The organism is Pseudomonas typographi (assembly GCF_014694385.1).
Classification (GTDB): domain Bacteria; phylum Pseudomonadota; class Gammaproteobacteria; order Pseudomonadales; family Pseudomonadaceae; genus Aquipseudomonas; species Aquipseudomonas typographi.
The window spans coordinates 1-18,493 of record NZ_JAAOCA010000011.1; the positions used below are offsets into that span (position 1 = coordinate 1).

Here is an 18,493-nt window from a genome sequence, read left to right on the forward strand (position 1 = left end):
GGTTTGGGGCGGGCCGGATAATGCCGCCCGAATGGGTTGCGCAAAGACGTCGGCGGCCTTTGTATCAATGCGCGGTGCGCCTGAGAAATTCGTTAATCGCATCAACGCCATGACTTAAAGGACTGAACATGGATTTACGACAGCTGCGCCATTTCATGGCGTTGGCGACCCAGCTCAATTTCACCCGCGCGGCCGAGCTGGCGTGCATCACCCAATCAGCCTTCAGCCGCAGCATCCAAGGCCTGGAGAGCGACCTGGGCTGCTCGTTGGTGCAGCGCAGCAGCCGCGGCGTGGGGCTGACCAAAAAAGGTGAAGAACTGTACCTGCGCGCCGCGCGCTTGCTGGCCGACGCCAACCACCTGCGCGACAGCCTTGGCGCCGGCGCCCTGCCCGGCGACGGCGCTAGCCTGTGCTTCGGCTCCGGGCCGCTGGTGATCGCGCGGCTGGTACCCGACGCCTTGGCGACGTTCCTGGGGCATTTTCCGCGCGCTACCGTGGACCTCAAGGTAGACAAGCCGTCTACCCTGCTAGCGCTGCTGGACGAGGGTGAGATCAGCTTCTTGATCGCCGATCTGCGCCATATGGAAATCGGCACCCGCCACTTGGTGCGGCCTTTGCGTTTTCGCCGGTTTGGGGTGTTCTGCCGCCGCGGGCATCCGCTGGCGGCGCTGGCCGAACCGTCGTTCGGGCAAATCGCCCACTACCCACGCGTGGCCTCGATGCTACCCAAGGAATTGCTCGCCGCCCTCAATCAACGCTGGGGCCTGGAGGGCCCAGCGGTGAACATGGAGACAAGTTATAACGACCTGCTGGGCAAGATCGTCAGGCGTTCGGATGCGGTGGCGATCGCGCCGCAGGAGATGATCGAACCTTTGGTTCAGAGCGGGCATTTTCACTGGCTACGTTGCACCGACGAACCGCCGCTGTTTGAAGATGGCGGCGCCTGCCTCGGCATCGTTCAGCGCTCCGAGCAGCCGCTGTCCGAAGCCGCCCGGTGCATGATCGAAGCCCTGCTGGACGCCGACGACAGCCTGCCTGAAACAACGCCAGGCAAGGCTGCCTACAACCTTACGAACCAGCTGGCGCTGTGATCGCCCGTCCCTGTTCGTCGTAATCTGGCCATAGCGCTTGCAGCGACTGCTTGCGCAAGGCCGCTTCGACGAACTGCGGCGCGAACCATTCGCCCACCTTGAAGGGCCGCCGGATCAAGCCCAGCGCCTTGGCCTGCTCGATGCTTTGGCTGAAGCTGGCGGTCAGGAAGGTGTCGAACCGCGGCGAATAGCGAAATGTCAGATCGGCGCCAGCGCTCTCTTCCCGCGCCAAGGCGGCAGGGATACCACTGACCTGCTCCTGCTCCACCAGGTACTGCTCGTAGTGTTCAGGTTGCTGGAGCCAAACGGCGTCGCTCACCAGTTGGTCGACGACGCGCTGCGTGGCCTCTGGGTACTGACTCAAAAACGCCTGGCTGGCCACCACCCCGCCCTGGGTCGTGGCCAACAGCGGCAGGCTCTTGGTGCTCAGGTTGATCTCGATACCACGGTCGCGCAGCTTGAGCAGGTTGAGGTTGGACCAAGTGGCGTCCACTTGCCCGGCCAGCAGCGCGGCAGCGGCGGCGGTCCAATCAAGGTTGATGATTTGCAGGTCTTTTTCGCTAAGCCCGGCGCCGGCCAGTACGCGGTCGAACGACAGCTGGTCGGCGGTACCACGGTACAGCGCGATGCGTTTGCCCTTGAGGTCGGCGACGCTGTGGATCGCCGCTTCCGGTGTGCTGGCCAAAAACAGATGGGTGCCCCGCATGCCCATCAGCAGCCGGGTGTCCAGCCCGCTGGCGCGACCGATGATCGCCGCCAGATCGCCCAGCGCGGCAAAATCCAACTGGCCGTTGGCGAAGGCTTCGTTGATGGCCGGGCCCGCGCCGCGAAAAAACCGCCATTCGATGCGCGTACCGCCGGCGGCGAATGCCTGCTCCAACTGCTGGCGCTGTTGGACGATGCCCAGCAGGCCGGGGGCATAGGGCTTGGCATTGGTACTCAGGTCCGGGACGCCGATGCGGATCACCGCGGGGGCGGTCTCGGCGTGGACGACGGTGACGCTCAGAAGCAAGGTGGCGACCAGTGCCTTGCACCATGACGTGATCATAGGGTGCCCTCCCGAGCAGCTGCCGGTTGCGGCCGGCTGTCTTCCAGCACGGCGGCGCGGCGGACCTGGCGCACCGCCGGAAAATAATCGGAAACCGCCAGATGCTGGGTGCTGCGGTTGTCCCAGATCGCCGCGCAGTTGGCCTGCCAGCGCCAGCGCACCTGGAACTGTGGGCTCTCCAGATGGCGAAACAAGAGCGCCAGCAACGCCTGCGATTCGGCCGGCTGCAAGCCGATGATGTGCGAGGTAAAGGCCTGATTGACGAATAAAGAGGGGCGCCCGGACACCGGATGGATCCGCACCACGGGGTGACGGCTAGGCGCTGGCAGGCGCTGCAGCCGCTCAAGCCAGCCAGGCTGCTCGATCAACGCCGGGTACCCCATGGCTGGCAGCACGCTGTGCATAGCGTCCAGGCCTTGCAACAGGTTGCGCAGTGGCGCCGACAGTGCGGCGAAGGCTGCCTCGGTATCGACCCACAGCGTGTCACCGCCCAGCGCTGGAATGGCGTCCGCATGAAGCACGCCGTACTTGAGCGGGCGCTCGCCGAACGTCACGTCAGCGTGCCAGGTGTCGTTGGCCCCCTTTCGCGTTTCGTCATAATTGAACACCACCAGTTCATCGGCATCGGCGTGGGCCTCGAAGGTGGGGTGTACATGCAACTCACCCAGGCGTGCGGCAAAATCCCGCTGTTGTCGGGCGGTCCACTGCTGGTTGGGAAAGAACAACACCTTATGCTCCACCAGGCTGGCTTGCAGCAGCGCCAGTTGCACATCATCAAGGGCATGCAGTTGAATGTCGCTGACACTGGCACCCAGGTGCGGGGTCAGCCGCTCGAGCGTCCAGGGGGCTTGGCGGGTCATGGTCTGGCTCCTGCAAGGTAAGGCAATCGGCCGCCACTCTAAACAGAGCGTAATGAGCAAGGCCAATGCATTGCAGGTCTGGGTGCCATGCGTAACGCGTGTCAGGCCCGGACACAATTGCGCTTTTTACGGAACGGTTGAAAAGCATCGCTCAGTCGCCTGAGCCAATGTTGAGTTACGCCACTTGCGCGACACGATCCCGTTTTGATCCGAGCGCCATTGCCTCTCACGGGTAACAGGCCCCTGGGGGCGCGCAGCCCAGCGCTATGCCGGCAGGGCAATCCATTGCTGTTATCGATCAATTCATTCCTTTTAGCAAATAGACCGAATTGATCGCAGCGGTGATAATGGCGGCAAGCTTGGCCCTTTGCCCAGGCCCGGAGATAGACACCTTGCCCCCCGCCCCCACGTTATCGCCCCAGGCCTGGCCTTTGTGCCTGCAATGGCTGGTGCTCATTGTGCTGGCCGGTTGCGCCGGCCAATTGCTCAAGCATTTCCACCTGCCCGCCGGGCAATTCGTTGGCCCCATGCTGGTGGGTATCGCCATGGGTGCCAGCGGTGTTTCGCTGCGCATTCACCGCCAGGCCTTCCGCCTGGGCCAGGGGTGCGTGGGCTTGCTGGTGGCCCATTCGATCAGTTGGGCGGTGATGGCGACCGTGGCGCAGTCCTGGCCGGTGATGTTGGCCGCCACGCTGCTTACAGTGCTGTTGAGCACCGTGGTGGCGCTGGCGATGGTGCGCTTCGGCGGTATCACCAGCAGCACGGCGGCCTGGGGCACCTCGCCCGGGGCCGCGTCGGCGATGGTGGCCATGGCCGAAGACAACGGTGCCGACCCGCGAGTGGTCGCCACCATGCAGTATGTGCGGGTGGTGTGCGTAGTGGTGGTGGGCGCCTTCGTCAGCCGGTTGCTGGGGGTCGATGGCGGCGCCGGCAACAGCCAGGGCACCGCCATGCTATTGGGCACGCCCCAATTGACCACCCTGCTGCTGAACCTGGTGGTGCTGGTGGCCGGCGTAAGCCTGGGCAATTGGTTGCCTGCCGGGGCGTTGCTGGTGCCGATGCTGCTGGGCGGCACCCTGCAACTGGCCGGGCTGCTGCCGGTCGAGTTACCCGGGTGGTTGCTGGCCCTGGCCTACGGCACCATCGGCTGCTACATCGGCCTGCGCTTCGACCGCCCGACCTTGGCCTACGTGTGGCGCCGGTTGCCGGCAATGGTGGCAGGCTCGCTGCTGTTGATCACGCTCTGCGCACTGTTGGCCTGGGGCCTGGCACACCTGATGCACAAGGATTTTCTCTCGATGTACCTGGCCACCAGCCCTGGCGGCCTAGACTCGATGGCGATCATCGCGGTCGATACCCATTCGGACATCGGCCTGGTGTTGGCGATGCAAACCATCCGCTTGTTCGGGGTGATCCTCACCGGCGCATTCATCGCCCGCCAGGTGGTGCGCCTTACCCGCCGTTAAGTAGGCAATACCGCTGCTGCGTCCGGGGCATGGCGGGTGGGGAAAAACCCGCTGATCTGCCAGCGTGCTATATCGATGATCGCCACTTTGTCGCTTTCGAGCGAGGCGTACAAGGTGTGCCCGCCCGGCGCCAGGTTCAGCCCAGGGGCGGCGGCCTCCAGCGGCAGGTGGCGTTCCTCGGCGAGGGTATCGGGGCGCAGCAAAGACAAGCTTTTGTCGGCCTGGTTGGCCACCACCAGGCGGCCGTCGGGTAATGCCACCACCCGCACGGCCTCACCGCGCAGCCGCTGTTGGGCGCGTGGCGCCAGGGTGCCGGCGTCGAACGCCTGCAACAACCCCTGGTAGCGATCGATCACGTAAAATACCGTTTCATCCGGGCTCAAGCATGCGCCCTCCGGTGCTTGCCCGGCCAGGCGCTTGATCGGGCTGAACGTGGGGTCGTGCGGGTCGAGCATGATCACCATGCCCGACAACGTGTCGGATACGTAGGCGCGGCGGCCGTCGCGGCTGAGCACCAAATAATGGCTACGGGTGCCGCCCACCGGCACGATCTGGCTGGGGTACTGATCCTGGGCGGGGTTATCGAAGCGAATTAGCACCGAGGCGGCTTCGCTGAGCACATACAGGCGCCCGGCAGCGTCCATGCGAATGCCATGCAAGCGGCCATAGGGTGTCAGGTCCAGGTTGCGGGCGATGCGCTGGGCGCTGAGGTCCACCACCACCACCTGGTGCCCGCCCTCGCCGGGTGCGGCCCATTTGGCCACCCCGTATTGCGCCACGAAGGCCCAGCGCCCGTCGGCGCTGGCCACCACTTCATGGGGCTGCTCCGGCATCGGCAGGCTGGCTAACGGCTCACCGCCTGGCAGGCGGTAAAAGCTCAAGGCCGGTGCTTCTTTTTCCACCAGCACCAGTGTGCCGCCCGGCCCTTCAGCGGCAAATGCGCCCGGCCACAGCGGCACGGTGGCCGTGGCGCCCAGCCACTGAAGGGTTCGGCGGCGGCTGAATGATTGCATGGCGACCTCCCGGAAGGCATTGCGATAAAGGTCTGCTTAAGAACGCTATCCCGCTACAGGCGTTTCATCGGGTTTACCGCAGCCCCGCCCACACCGCTCGAAAATGTGCAAAAATGCGCGCCGTTTCAATGCTTTGGAGATTCAGCCTTGGTTATCCACTATTCCACCAACGGCCAACACAGCGCCTGCGGCCATAGCGGCGCGACTTTAAGCAGCAGCGGCAACACCGCCGAGGTGTCGTGCAAGCGCTGCCAGCGTTCATTGGGCAAGCCGGTACCGGCCACCGCTGCGGTGAAAAGAGCCACCCCGTCGTTGGCCGAACTGCGCAAGCCCAAGCCCGTTGCGGCCCCTGCGCAGGCCAGCGCAACAGCCCCAGGCTTCAGTGTGGCCGCCGCCTGGCGCCAGCGCCTGGGTGAGATGAACAGCCATTGCCGGCTGCCACGCAGCAAGGTGCGCCAGCGCTTCGTCTGAACCGGGCCCACCCCTATCGCCCCCGCACACCCCAGGCAGCCACTGGGTGCAGAAGGGTTCATCACGCAGTGGGGCGGGCCACCCCGCTCGCTGGCCCGCCCACAGCCCGTGGTCTATGCTCGACCCCTTTACACACGAGGAAGGGTTACGCCATGGCCAGGAAGATGAGCGTCATGCAGTTGACGATGCTCACCGCGGTGAACATGCTCGGCTCCGGCATCGTGATGCTGCCGACCAAACTGGCCGAAGTGGGCGGGATTTCGATCTTGTCGTGGCTGATCACGGCCACCGGCTCGCTGGCGTTGGCCTACGCTTTCGCCCGCTGTGGCATGCTCAGCCGCAAGGCGGGCGGCATGGGCGGCTATGCCGAGTATACCTTCGGCAAGGGCGGCAACTACCTCACCAACTACACCTACGGTTTGTCGTTGTTGATCGCCAACGTGGCCATCGCCATCACCGCCGTGGGCTACCTGCAAGTGCTGCTGGGCCTCACGTTGAGCGCCCTGCAGATCACCCTGCTGACCATCGCCCTGCTCTGGTTGACCACCGTGGCCAATTTTGGCGGGGCACATATTACCGGCCGCATTGGCGCGGTGACGGTGTGGGGGGTCATCGCACCGGTGCTGGTGATGTGCACCCTGGGCTGGTTCTGGTTCCAGCCTGCCCTGTATGCCGCGGGTTGGAACCCCCATGCGCTGCCCTGGTACGACGCCGCTGGGGCTTCGGTGTCGATTACCCTGTGGGCCTTTTTAGGGCTGGAGTCGGCGTGCGCCAACACCGATGCGGTGGAAAACCCCGAGCGCAACGTGCCCATTGCCGTACTCGGCGGCACCCTGGGCGCGGCGGTGATCTACATCGTCTCGACCAACGTGATCGCCGGCATCGTTAGCAACCCGGAACTGGTGGCGTCTACCGCGCCGTTCGGCCTGGCGTTCGCGAAGATGTTCAACCCCCTGGTCGGCAACGCGGTGATGGCGGCAATGGTGCTGGCCTGCATTGGCTCGCTGCTGGGTTGGCAGTTCACCATCGCCCAGGTGTTCAAAAGCTCGGCCGACACCGGTTACTTCCTGCCGATGTTCGCCAAGGTGAACCGCGCCGGCACACCGATCGTGGGCATGCTGGTGTTGTTGGCGTTGCAAACCGTCATGGCGTTGCTGACCATCAGCCCTGACCTCTCGAAACAGTTCGATGTGTTGGTCAACCTCGCGGTGGTCACCAACCTGGTGCCGTATATCTTGTCGATGGCCGCGCTGGCGACGCTGCAACAGGTCAGCAACGTACCCCCGCGCCAAGCGTTGGTGAGCAATGCGGTGGCGTGGCTGGCAGCGGCTTATAGCTACCTGGCGCTGTACAGCAGCGGTGAACAGGCGCTGATGATGGGCGGGCTGGCAACTATTTTCGGCTACTCGCTGTTCGGCACGGTCAATATTCGTTTGATGCGGCTAGAAGCCCAGGGTGTGCTGCGTGTGCCGGTGCAGACCACTAGCGCCCGCCACGGCACGCCCGTGACCCAGGAGCCTTGAATGAGTGATGATAAACGCAACCTTGGCATGCTCGCGCTGCTGGTCAGCGCGGCCCCGGACAAACGCACCGTATTCGGCCGGGCCCTGGGCCAATTGATCGCGGGCGTCGAAGAACGTGATATCAGCGTATTGCTGTCCGAATCCCTCAGCGATGCCACGGCCATACTGAAATCCGACCCGGCCATCCAGTGCCTGCTGCTCAACTGGGGCCTGGACGACAGCGAAGGCCAGCAACACTGCATCGGCCTGCTGAAGAACTTGCGCGAACGCAACACGCGGGTGCCGGTGTTCCTGATCAGTGACCGCAGCACCGCCAACAATGTACCGCTGGTGGTGATGCAGCACGCCGATGACTTCATCTGGCTGCCGGAAGACACCCCGGCCTTTTTGAGCGGGCGCATCCTGGCGGCGATAGAGCGCTATCGCCAGGCAGTGCTGCCGCCGATGTTCAGCGCGCTGCTGAAGTTCTCCCGGGAATACGAATATTCCTGGCACACCCCCGGCCACGCCGGCGGCACGGCGTTTCTGAAAAGTACCGCGGGCCGCGCATTCTATGAATATTTCGGGGAAAACCTGCTGCGCTCGGACCTTTCTATTTCGGTGAGCGAGTTGGGCTCGCTGCTCGACCACAGCGGCCCGATCGGCCAGGGTGAACGCTATGCAGCCAAGGTGTTCGGTGCGCACCGCACCTACTATGTGACCAACGGCTCGTCGACCTCCAACCGGGTGATCCTGATGGCCAGCGTCACCCGCAACCAAGTGGCGCTGTGCGACCGTAATTGCCACAAGTCGGCTGAGCACGCGATGACCCTTTCCGGGGCCATCCCCACCTACCTGCTGCCCACCCGCAACCGCTACGGCATCATCGGGCCGATCCTGCCGCAAACCCTGGCCGCGCCGGCCGTGGCCGCCGCCATCGCCGCCAACCCATTGGTTGGCGATGGGGTCGACCCTGCCCCCCGGCATGCGATCATCACCAACTCTACCTACGATGGGCTGTGCTACCACGTAGGCCGGGTAGAGCAGTTGCTCGGCCAGAGCGTCGACCGGTTGCACTTCGACGAGGCCTGGTACGGCTATGCGCGCTTCAACCCACTGTACCGCGACCGCTTCGCCATGCATGGCGACCCGGCCGAGCATGACGACACAAAGCCCACGGTGTTCGCTACCCAGTCTACCCACAAGTTGCTGGCGGCGCTGTCGCAAGCCTCGATGATCCATGTGCGCAACGGCCGCAACGCCATCGACCATGGGCGCTTCAACGAATCATTCATGATGCACGCCTCGACCTCGCCCAACTACGCGATCATGGCCTCGTGCGATGTGAGCTCGGCGATGATGGAAGCGCCCAATGGGCAGATCCTCACTAACGAATCGATCGAAGAAGCCATTTCGTTTCGCCAGGTGATCTCGCGCATGCACGCCGACCTCGCCGCCGAAGGGCAGTGGTTTTTCAGTTGCTGGCAGCCGCCCACGGTCCAGGTGGAAGGTGAAACCACCGCCTTCCACGACGCGGACCCGCAGGCCCTGAAAAGCGACCCGGCGCACTGGCTGCTCGGCCCCGGCGAAGCCTGGCATGGTTTTGGCGACATCGAAGCCGGCTACTGCCTGCTCGACCCGATCAAGGTGTCTATCCTCACCCCCGGGGTGGGCCACAGCGGCGAGCTGGGGCCTTTTGGTATCCCCGCCTGCGTGGTCAGTGCTTACCTCAGCGAGGTGGGCATCGTGGTGGAGAAAACCACCGACTTCACCTTGCTGTTCTTGTTCTCCATCGGCATTACCAAAGGTAAATGGGGCACATTGGTCAACGCCCTGCTCGACTTCAAGCGCGACTACGACGAAAACCTGCACCTGGAGCTGTGCCTGCCCGACCTGGTCCGCGGCCACCAGGCACGCTATGGGCAGATGGGGCTGCGTGAACTGTGCGAAGCCATTTTCGCGGCGATGAAGGCCGAACGCACCACCGCCACGATGGCCCGCGCCTTCAGCCAATTGCCCGAAGCGCGGCTAAGCCCCGCGCAGGCTTACGAACAACTGGTGCGTGGCGAGGTGGAGCTGCTGCCCCTCGACCAGGCTGCAGGCCGCACCGTGGCCACTGGAGTGGTGCCCTACCCGCCGGGCATCCCGCTGTTGATGCCCGGCGAACACCTGGGCCCGACGCAAGGGCCTTACCTCAGCTACCTGCGCGCACTGGAACGGTTCGATCAGTTGTTTCCGGGGTTTGGCCACGACACCCATGGGGTCGAGGTGCAGGCGGGGGCGTATCGGGTGTTGTGTTTGAAATAACCGCCCCAGGAAAAAAGCTGTTGCTCGCTCGTACTCGAAGGCCTGACCCGGCTCGACCTCGCACGATACATCGGGCCAAGCGGCCGGGTTTCGGAAGTGCTCAATGGTGATCGGCCACTGAGCATGCGCAGGGTCAAACGGCTCCACGGGGGCCTGCGTATACCTTACGAATCCCTGGGGGGCGCTTGAACCCTACGGAAAAAACACTTACCGTTTACGCCACCCTCTTAAACGCCCAGGTTTGCCCTTCATGCGCTTCGTGGTAGTTGCTTCGGTCGCGCCGCCTCCCGGCCGCTGACCCTTTCGTTTCCCCGCCCGTTCCCGTGCCCCGCCGCTTGCCGCGGCCGCCAGCCCGTGGCCGGGCGCCGTTCGACGATTCGAAGCAGGTACCTCATGCGCTTTTTTAAAAACGCCTGGGCCGCGTATGGCCCCACCACCCTGTTCGTGCTGCTTTGGGGCAGCGCGGCGATTTTCTCGCGCTGGGGGCTGGACCACAGTTCCGCGTTCGCCATATTGACCTTTCGCTTTGCCGCCGCTTTGGCCGGGCTCGGCCTGGTAGGGTTGCTTTACCGCCAGTGGTTGCCACCACGAGGGCGCCGCGCGCAGGTGGCCAGCACGGGCGCCTTGCTCATCGGTGGCTATTCGATCTGCTACTTCCTGGCCCTGGAACAGGGCATTACCCCGGGCATGCTGGCCACGGTGCTGCGCGTGCAGCCGATCCTCACCTTGCTGCTGGTGGAGCGGCGCGCCTCGTCGCAGCGGCTGTTCGGGCTCGGGTTGGCGTTGGCCGGCCTCACGCTGGTGGTGCTGCAAGGGGTGCTCAAGGCGCACCTGAGCCTACTGGGCATTGCCTTCGCGCTGCTGGCGCTGGGCTGTATGACCTTCGGCGCCATCTTGCAAAAACGCGTGCAGCAGCCGCCGCAACAGGCACTGCCACTGCAGTACGCGGTCAGCCTGGCCATGTGCCTGGCCTGCGTGCCGTTCAAGCCCTTTCACGTCGAATGGGTGGCAGGGTTCATCATCCCCATGCTGTGGCTAGGGTTGGCGATCTCAGTGGGTGCGCAGTTGCTGTTGTATCGAATGATCGGCAGCGGCAACCTGGTCAACGTCACTAGCCTGTTCTACCTGGTGCCGGTGGTCACCGCCCTGCTCGATTACCTGGTGCTGGGCAACGCCCTCAGTGGCCTGGCGATCGTGGGTATGGCGGCGATCTTGCTGGGGTTGGGCCTGGTGTTCCGCGGCCGTTGATGGCACCGTAGCAACGCCGTATCGCAAAGGACACTCAGCGTTGATCATTCGCCCGCAAGCCCCGTCGGCCCTTACCTTGCTGTTCTCGCTGAAGGGCTCGATCATCCCTGCCATTTGGCGCAAGGTACTGTTCACCATGCTGGTGAGTTCTGCGGTGGTGGCTATCCACGGTACGTTGTTTCATTTCAAGGTGATCCTCACCGCCACCCCCTTCACCCTATGGGGGTTGACGCTGGCGATCTTCCTGGGCTTCAGGAACACGGTCGCGTACCAACGCTTTTGGGAAGCCCGCACCTTGTGGGGTGAGTTGCTGATCGTGAGCCGTAACCTCACCCGCCAAAGCCTCAGCCTGCTGCCGGGGCTTGCCCCTGAACAGCGACGGTCGTTGGCCGAAGGGCTGGTGGCCTTTGCCCAGGCGCTGCGCAACCAACTGCGCGGCGACCCGCAGGATGAGCGGGCCAAACAGTGGCTGGCCCAGGGCCCGGGCGCACAGGGCCAACCCAAGCACAACTTGCCCAACGCGGTGCTCGGTGAACTCGGCCGCCGCTACATGGCCGCGGCCCATCGTGCCGAAGGGGGCATGGCGGCGCAACTGAACATCGACCAGCAGCTGTCGCGGTTGTCGTATGTGCTCGGTGGCTGCGAGCGGATCAAGGGCACCCCGATCCCCTACCCCTATATTCTGATGCTGCACCGCGTGGTGCACGTTTATTGCTTTTTGCTGCCATTCTGCTTAGTCGACAGCATCGGCTGGTTCACGCCGGTCGCGGTGTGCGTGCTGGCCTATACCTTCTTCGGCCTGGACGCGCTGGGCGACCAAATCGCCGACCCGTTCGACAAACAACCAAACGACCTGCCGCTGGACGCGATGTGCCGCAACCTGGAGATCGCCGTGCTGGAACTGCTCGACGAGCCCGCCCCTGCCCCGCTACACCCGCGCGACGGGGTGCTGTTGTGATCAGGCCGGCACACCAATGATAACGTGCGACGCCTTGATCACCGCCGTGGCCTCCACCCCGGGGGCAAGGCCCAACTCCTGTACCGCGTCTCGGGTCACGATCGAAAACACCTCGGTGCCGCCGGGCAATCGCACCACCACCTCGGCGTTGACCGCCCCCTCGCTAACCCGGGTCACGATGCCTTGCAAGCAGTTACGCGCCGAAAGGCGGATACCGCTGGCGTCGGTCATCAACATCACCCAGGGCGCCTTGATCAGCGCCAGGGCCTCTTTACCCACGGCCAACCCCAGGCTGTGCACACTGGCCAGGGTCACCACCGCCACCAGCGGCTCGCCACCCGCCAGGGTGAGCACCACCTCGGCATTGACGGCACCGGGGTGCAGTTGGCTCACGGTGCCTTTGAAAACGTTTCGGGCGCTGACTTTCATGCAAGGCATTCCTCATCGGATCGGTAAATAGCGAAGCATCGCTATTAGCGGTATGTAAGTACCACCCTAGCGTGCACGGCTCAGGCCTTCACATACACCCATGCTGCCACACCGGAGGCCAGGTTCACCGACACCCGCCGGTAGTCACTGACTTCGTAGGCGTCCGCGGCGGCCAATTCCTGCTCGGTGATCTGGAACACCGTGCCGGCCACCCGGGCATCGGGGTCGGTGCTCGGCGCAACGATCGGATGGCGGGCGTTGCCGCTGGTTGCCAGCACCTGCGGGTCGGTGATCTCGACCCAACTTTGCGCGTAACCGGGCATCTCGTCGGCTTGCCCGGTGAGTGCACGGCCAAAGTTGGCCCATTGCACCGCCGGGTCTTGCAGGGTGCCATAGGAAAACAACAGCACGGGGTAATCTTCGCGGGGGATCACTGGGGCGCTCCTATCAAGCCAGTAAATCTTCGTAAAACGCCCCATAGGGCTCACTCGGGTGGGCGATCTGGATCTCCAGAATCCACAAGCCAGGGTTCGGATACTGCTCGAAATCGCCCAAGTCGCCACCACGGTGGACCGAATGTGGAAAATCGCTGACGCGGTGCCCCTTGATGTCCAAATTCAACCGCCAGCCCATCGCCCGGGCCTGCGCCTGTGCGTAATCGTATAAGTGCGCCCCACTGACACGGCCCTGCTGCCAGCGCGCCTGAACCCGCTCGAACAGCGCCTTGGCGGCGGCGGCGCAGGCGGCCCGTTGGGGGTCATCGCCGGTGGTGAAAGTGTGCCCGGCATCACCCTCATGGCCCTGCCACACGGCGCCCATGTCGATGAAAAAGATATCGTCGGCACCTAGCACCGGGTCACCGTCGGAGCGCTGCCCGAAGGTTTTCAAGGTATTGGCACCGAAGCGCACCAGCAAGGGGTGCCAGATGCGCTGCATATCGAGCTCGGCCAGCACGTGCTGGCCCAATGCACGGGCCTCGGTTTCGCGCATGCCGGGCGCGATCCGGGCGGCGAGGCGCTCGATGGCGCTCCAGGTCATCGCTTGCGCGTGCTGCATGGCCGCCAGGCTATACGCCGCGCCCACCGCCTCTTTGGTCACTGCACTCACGGGGGTCTCCTCAGGGCCGCCAGGGCCCACACTATGTTGCTCACTATATAGCGATAGCACACTGGCAGAAACCGCCATAAGCGGCGGCCCTCATGGCCCGCTGCCGAGCTGGGCCATCCGCTCGCGCATGTCGGCCATCGCCAGCAACGCGGCTTTGGGCAGTTGCCGATGGGCCGCCACGCACAGCGACAACACCGGGTGGCTAACGTGGATGCCGCTCAACGGCACAAAGGCGATGGCGCCGGCCTGCACTTCGCTGGCCACATCCAGCCACGAGAGCATGCCCACACCCACGCCCTGGCGAATCAGCGAGCGCATCATACGCAGGTCGTTGCAGGCCACGCGCTGCCGCGCATCCAACTGCAAATGCTGGTACAGCGCATGCACGTGCTTGTGCACCACCAACGGTGCCGCTGGGAAAATCACGGTTTCGTGCTGGGTTTCGCTCAGCCGCAAGCGCTTTTTGCTGGCCAGTGGGTGGCCGGTGGGCATGGCAATGCCCACCTTGATTTCGGTACTGGCATGCAGCACCAGCTCGGGGCTGGCAACCGCATCGAGCATGAAGCCGAAATCCACTTCGGCCGAGGCGAGCATCTGCGCGACCTGCTGGTTGTCGGCTACCTTCATGCCGAACGTCAGCCCCGGGTAACGCTGCATCAAGCCCGCCACGGCTTCCACCACCAAGCCTTCACTCAAGGCATCGATCAGGCCGATGTCTACATGGCCACGGCGCAAACCCTGCATTTCGTCGACCTGCTCACAGGTGCGGGCAAAGTCTTTCTGCCATTGGCGGGCGTTGGCCAGCAACAGCTCACCGGCGCTGGTCAAGCGCAGGCCGCCAGGCAAGCGCTCGAACAACGGCACGCCCAGCGCCCGTTCGGCGCTGAGCACCTGCCGGTCGATGGCCGAGGCGGAAACATGCAGCACCTCGGCCGCCCGGCGGATGCTGCGCTGCTGGGCAACCTCGAGAAAATAACGGGTAAACCGCGAAAAGGGGAACATGTGTTGTCTTTTTTGCAACGCGCTAGTGAAAAAACGATGTTTGAGTTCATCACGCTGCGCTCATAAAGTCCATGGCGAAGGCGCCCCAGAGCGCACTTGCTGAACCCTGCCGCCACCGGATAAGGCCCGCTTGCCATGATCAAAGACCGAACGCTCCCCCTGCAGTGCACTTTCGTCGAAAGCGATTGGCGCATCCTCGCCACCCATTGGTACCCGATTGCCCAAGCCAGCGTGGTGGGTGAACAGCCCATCAAAGCCATGCTGCTCGATGAGCCGCTGGTGGCCTACCGTGTGGCCAGCGAGCTGGTGGTGGCCCGGGATGTATGCCCGCACCGCGGCGTGCCGCTGAGCATGGGCCAGGCGGACGGCCAAGGCGTGGTGTGCCCCTACCACGGCCTGCGCTTTGGCCACGGCGGCAAGTGCAATAAAGTGCCGGCCAGCCCGAACGCAGCCATCCCCAGCCGTATGCAGTTGTACACCTACCCTGCCGTGGAGCGTTACGGCCTGATCTGGACCTGCCTCGACCCACAAGGCGAGGGTGTCGATATTCCGAAGATGCCCCATTGGGACGAGCCGGAATTCCAGCAGATCGTGTGCCCAGCGTTCGAGGTGCAAGCGTTCGCCGGCCGCCAAGTGGAAGGTTTCCTGGATGTGGCGCATTTTGGCTTCGTGCACACCGACACCTTTGGCGACCCGAACAACCTGGAGATCCCACCCTACCGGCCGACGCCTACCGAGCAAGGCTTTGAAGTGCGCTACCTGAGCACCGTGGGCAACTACCCGATCGGCATCGATGGCAAGGCACCGGCCGACTTCACCTGGCTGCGGCATTTCGAGGTGCACTTGCCGTTCACCGCCACGCTGACCGTGCATTTTCCTGAAAACGGCCGCTTGGTGATCATGAATGCCGCCTCGCCGGTGTCGGCCAAGGTGACCCGGATGTTTGCGCCGATTGCGCGCAATTTCGACAAAGACCTGCCGGTAGAAGACTGCCATGCCTTCAATTTGCGCGTGTTCGAAGAAGACCGTGCCATCGTCGAAGCACAAAAGCCCGAGCGCTTGCCGCTGGACCCGGCGCTGGAAGTACACATCCCCGCGGACATGAGCTCCATCGCCTACCGCAAGGGCCTGCGTAGCCAGGGCCTTAGCCAATTCTTCCTGAGCTGAGGGCTACGTCATGGCGCGATTGAAAGTACGGGTAGCGCAGCGCAGCGCCGAAGGTGCCTCGAACGTAGGGATACGGCTGGAAGCCCTTGAGCCGGGCGGCAGCCTGCCGCCCTTCGACGCGGGCGCCCATGTGGACGTGTTCTTGCCAGGCGGTATCGTTCGGCAGTATTCGATCGCCAACGCGCCGCACGACACCGGCCACTACCTGCTGTGCGTCAAGCTACAGGCACAGTCGCGCGGCGGCTCGCGCTTTATCCACGAGCACCTGGCAGCGGGTGCGGAACTGGAAATCTCCACGCCACGTAACCTGTTCGCCCTGCGCCCGGCCGAGCACTCGGTGCTGATCGGCGCGGGGATCGGCATCACCCCGCTGCTGTCGATGGCCGCACACCTGGCCCAGGAGCAGCAATCGTTTTCACTGCACTACTACACCCGCAGCGCTGAAGACGTTGCCCTGCGCGGGCACCTTGGCCGGTTTTCATCAGCGCAGGTGCAGCTTCATCACAGCAACCTGGGGCGCAGCCCAAGAACCTACGTGCCCGCCGAGCTGCACCCGCCACAGCCTGGCACGCACCTTTATCTGTGTGGCCCGTTACCGTTCATGGCTCAGTTTCGCCAGCGCGCGCTGCAAGGGGGCTGGCCCGATGAACACATCCATACAGAAGCCTTCTCGGCCAGCGACACGGCGCCACCCGCCGAACCCGGTAGCTTCGAAGTGCAATTGAACTCCACCGGTACGGTGTACCCGGTACCTGCCGGCGAAACCATTGCGCAGGTATTGCAGGCAGCTGGGGTGGCCGTGTCGTTGTCGTGCGAGCAGGGCATCTGCGGCGCCTGCTTGACCGGCGTGGTAGCCGGCGAGCCGTTGCACTGCGACGCGGTACTCAGCGAGGCTGAGCAGGCCCTGAACAATCAAATGGCGCTGTGCTGTTCCCGAAGCCGGTCACCTAGGCTGGTTCTCGACTTGTAGCCGGCCTCAGCCCGCCCCCGGCGGGATACCCTCCTTGTTGAAATTTTTAAGCCGCTCGCGCTCCTCGGCCGTTGCGTGCGCGGGCGTATCATGGGCTGGCGCAGGCCGTGGCGGCGTCGCCGGGGGTGGTTTGCGCTCGGTCATGTGGGTTGCCGCCAAATGGCGTTGAGGCTGTTGATATCGGCTAGCACACTGGCTTGGGTTTGCCGCTGCCGATGCAGGGCTTCGCGCATCGGCAAGTAATCGAACTGCCGCTCGTTCAATTCGCGCAGCACTTCTTGGGACACGCGGTATTCGCCGCAATCGGGGCATTGCACCACTTGCCCGGCGGCGCTGTCGCTTAACGGTTGGGCGTTCATGCCGCATAGGTAGCATTTCATCACAGGCTCCTGGGTAATCTTATTAACAGAGCCGACACCGCTGCCAGCAGTTCCGCGTTTTCCTATCAAGGCATTGAGCGGTGGGCTTTTGCAATGGCATTGTAGCTACCGAGGCCGCGGCGCGTGTGCGGGCTAACCGCGCCAGAAATCTGAGTCCAGGTTATTCAGATGGGCACTAAGCTGTTGATGCCATTGCTCCGTGGCCTGTTCATCGGCGCGATCGTTTGTGGATTTTTCCTCGCCGACGTCGTCTACATAGGCATCGAGAAAATACTGCTTTATATGCTCTGGAATGCTCGGAAGGGCTGCCTTCACAGCCTGATGAAGAGCATTAGTTTCGTCGGGCGGCATTAGAATGATGTCGTGATCTTGTTGCTCCGTGGTGCCTGGCGCACCGCGGCTGGCTGTGCGCAGGTCCGGCAGGGCATGCAAGAACGCCTCGTGGAAGGCCGTGAAGGCAATCATCCCGTGCATTTCATAATCATCTTCCCAGTCGTCGCTGGGGATCAAACCGATTGATACTTTCGATCTATTGCCGTCTGAAGTTGTAACACCACGGAGCGAGTTATTTCCGCGACCATAAAAATCAAAGTCTATATGGTTGAAGCCTGGCGGGAATGATTTGCCAATTAAATCTATGGCCAGCTTGCACATTTGCGCTACCTCTTTGGGCGGCTCTTTCAGAAAGCGTACCTCTGCCTCGGCCCCGTGGGTGTGCACGCCATAGAGGGGTTCGTCGTTTATGGCGGGAACGCCCGCATCGTGGGAAACCGCGGGGCCCGACGGGCCCGCCGCCGAAGATTGGGGGGCCGGCGGGAATCCGTGAGGAGCGCTTTGGCCGATCAGCGCCTGGGTCAATTGGCCTCGCGAGGATTGAGCCGCCAGGCGATCGGCCATGGGTTGCGGCGCTGCAGAGGTTAACGCCGGGGCGGGTGCACCCAGCCTTATGGATTCAGTGTTGCCAGACGAAAGCACATGCAAAGTGATCCCAACGATATCGTATTGCGATTTGTCGTTCAATTTCGCTTGGACCGTTAGATCGGCAAGGCCCGCGTCAGGCACATTCAGCTGCTGCCTATAGTTGGCTTCGGTTTGTTGGCTCGTGTGAATCTGCAGCGCTCCGTCGGCGATGCCATTGCGTGCCAACAGTGCAAACAATTGATGATGGGCATCGGGCTGTCGCTCAACTTGGTCCAACGCTAATAGGGCGTTAGGGCTCAGCCCGGCAAGCGATAGAGCGCTGGGGTGAACGTGCTGGGCCTGGGAGCCTGAAGGCCCCGGCTGTTCGCCAGTGGGTACTGAGGCATCTTGATACCCGGCATGGATACCTGAACGAATGGGGGTCCATAGTGCTATCCCTTTTATCCTGGTTAGGTTGGGTGGCATGACCAAATCAGAGCCTTATGAGTGGTGAAAGCGTGCGCTCGGTTCCCAATCACCCAGCATGCAGCCAACATTCCTGGGCGGTGGCCTC

At 63.5% G+C, this 18,493-nt stretch carries 18 protein-coding genes and 1 pseudogene; 10 read left to right on the top strand and 9 right to left on the bottom strand.

All coding sequences use genetic code 11. The features are described from left to right. Positions 1 to 128: 128 nt before the first annotated feature. The gene (locus tag HAQ05_RS10285; protein WP_190420082.1) at positions 129 to 1,091 is read left to right on the top strand and encodes a LysR family transcriptional regulator; all 963 of its coding nucleotides are present in this window, start codon (positions 129 to 131) and stop codon (positions 1,089 to 1,091) included. On the opposite strand, the gene HAQ05_RS10290 is transcribed toward HAQ05_RS10285, so the two are convergent. Beyond that, on the bottom strand, positions 1,069 to 2,139 hold the full coding sequence (locus HAQ05_RS10290) for an ABC transporter substrate-binding protein (RefSeq protein ID WP_190420084.1): 1,071 nt from the start codon (positions 2,137 to 2,139) through the stop codon (positions 1,069 to 1,071). The genes HAQ05_RS10285 and HAQ05_RS10290 overlap by 23 nt on opposite strands. Next, complete coding sequence (locus HAQ05_RS10295) at positions 2,136 to 2,999, bottom strand: TauD/TfdA family dioxygenase (RefSeq protein ID WP_190420086.1); 864 nt, start codon at positions 2,997 to 2,999, stop codon at positions 2,136 to 2,138. Before HAQ05_RS10295 ends, HAQ05_RS10290 begins: the two co-directional genes overlap by 4 nt. A gap of 392 nt (positions 3,000 to 3,391) precedes the next feature. Between HAQ05_RS10295 and HAQ05_RS10300 the strand changes: the two genes are divergently transcribed. Beyond that, on the top strand, positions 3,392 to 4,465 hold the full coding sequence (locus HAQ05_RS10300) for an AbrB family transcriptional regulator (protein WP_238935129.1): 1,074 nt from the start codon (positions 3,392 to 3,394) through the stop codon (positions 4,463 to 4,465). On the opposite strand, the gene HAQ05_RS10305 is transcribed toward HAQ05_RS10300, so the two are convergent. Then, on the bottom strand, positions 4,462 to 5,478 hold the full coding sequence (locus tag HAQ05_RS10305) for an NHL repeat-containing protein (protein WP_190420090.1): 1,017 nt from the start codon (positions 5,476 to 5,478) through the stop codon (positions 4,462 to 4,464). The genes HAQ05_RS10300 and HAQ05_RS10305 overlap by 4 nt on opposite strands. Positions 5,479 to 5,625: 147 nt before the next feature. On the opposite strand from HAQ05_RS10305, the gene HAQ05_RS10310 reads away from it, so the two are divergent. The 6 genes and pseudogenes from HAQ05_RS10310 to HAQ05_RS10330 all read left to right on the top strand — a co-directional run bounded on the left by HAQ05_RS10310 (position 5,626) and on the right by HAQ05_RS10330 (position 11,964). Further along, a complete protein-coding gene (locus HAQ05_RS10310) occupies positions 5,626 to 5,949 on the top strand; it encodes a hypothetical protein (protein WP_190420092.1) in 324 nt (107 codons plus the stop codon). A gap of 152 nt (positions 5,950 to 6,101) precedes the next feature. Further along, positions 6,102 to 7,472, top strand: a complete 1,371-nt coding sequence (potE, locus tag HAQ05_RS10315) for a putrescine-ornithine antiporter (protein ID WP_190420094.1) — start codon at positions 6,102 to 6,104, stop codon at positions 7,470 to 7,472. Further along, positions 7,473 to 9,758 carry an Orn/Lys/Arg family decarboxylase gene (locus HAQ05_RS10320; protein ID WP_190420096.1) on the top strand — a complete coding sequence of 762 codons (2,286 nt, stop codon included), beginning with the start codon at positions 7,473 to 7,475 and terminating at the stop codon, positions 9,756 to 9,758. A gap of 36 nt (positions 9,759 to 9,794) precedes the next feature. Continuing rightward, positions 9,795 to 9,947: pseudogene (locus HAQ05_RS28640) on the top strand (transcriptional regulator); the annotation flags it as partial. Between the two features lie 204 nt (positions 9,948 to 10,151). Further along, positions 10,152 to 11,006: a DMT family transporter gene (locus HAQ05_RS10325; RefSeq protein ID WP_190420098.1), complete on the top strand. Its 855-nt coding sequence runs from the start codon at positions 10,152 to 10,154 to the stop codon at positions 11,004 to 11,006. Between the two features lie 40 nt (positions 11,007 to 11,046). Beyond that, a complete protein-coding gene (locus HAQ05_RS10330) occupies positions 11,047 to 11,964 on the top strand; it encodes a bestrophin family protein (RefSeq protein WP_190420100.1) in 918 nt (305 codons plus the stop codon). Here the strand turns inward: HAQ05_RS10330 and HAQ05_RS10335 are convergent, their stop codons facing one another. From HAQ05_RS10335 to HAQ05_RS10350, 4 genes are all read right to left on the bottom strand, one after another. Beyond that, positions 11,965 to 12,393 carry a TOBE domain-containing protein gene (locus HAQ05_RS10335; RefSeq protein ID WP_190420102.1) on the bottom strand — a complete coding sequence of 143 codons (429 nt, stop codon included), beginning with the start codon at positions 12,391 to 12,393 and terminating at the stop codon, positions 11,965 to 11,967. It lies immediately after the preceding gene. Between the two features lie 80 nt (positions 12,394 to 12,473). Further along, positions 12,474 to 12,827 carry a gamma-glutamylcyclotransferase family protein gene (locus HAQ05_RS10340; protein ID WP_338050188.1) on the bottom strand — a complete coding sequence of 118 codons (354 nt, stop codon included), beginning with the start codon at positions 12,825 to 12,827 and terminating at the stop codon, positions 12,474 to 12,476. Positions 12,828 to 12,840: 13 nt separating this feature from the next. Next, a complete protein-coding gene (locus tag HAQ05_RS10345) occupies positions 12,841 to 13,500 on the bottom strand; it encodes a M24 family metallopeptidase (protein ID WP_338050189.1) in 660 nt (219 codons plus the stop codon). Between the two features lie 90 nt (positions 13,501 to 13,590). Continuing rightward, positions 13,591 to 14,502, bottom strand: coding sequence for a LysR family transcriptional regulator (locus HAQ05_RS10350; RefSeq protein WP_190420108.1), 912 nt, complete (start codon positions 14,500 to 14,502; stop codon positions 13,591 to 13,593). Positions 14,503 to 14,637: 135 nt separating this feature from the next. Between HAQ05_RS10350 and HAQ05_RS10355 the strand changes: the two genes are divergently transcribed. Further along, the gene (locus tag HAQ05_RS10355; protein ID WP_190420110.1) at positions 14,638 to 15,669 is read left to right on the top strand and encodes an aromatic ring-hydroxylating oxygenase subunit alpha; all 1,032 of its coding nucleotides are present in this window, start codon (positions 14,638 to 14,640) and stop codon (positions 15,667 to 15,669) included. Between the two features lie 10 nt (positions 15,670 to 15,679). Continuing rightward, a complete protein-coding gene (locus tag HAQ05_RS10360; RefSeq protein ID WP_190420112.1) occupies positions 15,680 to 16,639 on the top strand; it encodes a PDR/VanB family oxidoreductase in 960 nt (319 codons plus the stop codon). A gap of 140 nt (positions 16,640 to 16,779) precedes the next feature. Here the strand turns inward: HAQ05_RS10360 and HAQ05_RS10365 are convergent, their stop codons facing one another. Beyond that, positions 16,780 to 17,019 carry a hypothetical protein gene (locus HAQ05_RS10365; protein ID WP_190420114.1) on the bottom strand — a complete coding sequence of 80 codons (240 nt, stop codon included), beginning with the start codon at positions 17,017 to 17,019 and terminating at the stop codon, positions 16,780 to 16,782. A 132-nt stretch (positions 17,020 to 17,151) separates the two neighbouring features. Next, positions 17,152 to 18,216, bottom strand: coding sequence for a hypothetical protein (locus HAQ05_RS10370; protein WP_190420116.1), 1,065 nt, complete (start codon positions 18,214 to 18,216; stop codon positions 17,152 to 17,154). Positions 18,217 to 18,493: the final 277 nt, after the last annotated feature.

Coding starts and splice junctions, on each gene's coding strand:
- HAQ05_RS10320 (WP_190420096.1), top strand. CDS start 7,473: ATGAGTGATGATAAACGCAACCTTGGCATGCTCGCGCTGCTGGTCAGC.
- HAQ05_RS10335 (WP_190420102.1), bottom strand. CDS start 12,393: ATGAAAGTCAGCGCCCGAAACGTTTTCAAAGGCACCGTGAGCCAACTG.
- potE (WP_190420094.1), top strand. CDS start 6,102: ATGGCCAGGAAGATGAGCGTCATGCAGTTGACGATGCTCACCGCGGTG.
- HAQ05_RS10290 (WP_190420084.1), bottom strand. CDS start 2,139: ATGATCACGTCATGGTGCAAGGCACTGGTCGCCACCTTGCTTCTGAGC.
- HAQ05_RS10350 (WP_190420108.1), bottom strand. CDS start 14,502: ATGTTCCCCTTTTCGCGGTTTACCCGTTATTTTCTCGAGGTTGCCCAG.
- HAQ05_RS10325 (WP_190420098.1), top strand. CDS start 10,152: ATGCGCTTTTTTAAAAACGCCTGGGCCGCGTATGGCCCCACCACCCTG.
- HAQ05_RS10355 (WP_190420110.1), top strand. CDS start 14,638: ATGATCAAAGACCGAACGCTCCCCCTGCAGTGCACTTTCGTCGAAAGC.
- HAQ05_RS10360 (WP_190420112.1), top strand. CDS start 15,680: ATGGCGCGATTGAAAGTACGGGTAGCGCAGCGCAGCGCCGAAGGTGCC.
- HAQ05_RS10285 (WP_190420082.1), top strand. CDS start 129: ATGGATTTACGACAGCTGCGCCATTTCATGGCGTTGGCGACCCAGCTC.
- HAQ05_RS10305 (WP_190420090.1), bottom strand. CDS start 5,478: ATGCAATCATTCAGCCGCCGCCGAACCCTTCAGTGGCTGGGCGCCACG.
- HAQ05_RS10295 (WP_190420086.1), bottom strand. CDS start 2,999: ATGACCCGCCAAGCCCCCTGGACGCTCGAGCGGCTGACCCCGCACCTG.
- HAQ05_RS10365 (WP_190420114.1), bottom strand. CDS start 17,019: ATGAAATGCTACCTATGCGGCATGAACGCCCAACCGTTAAGCGACAGC.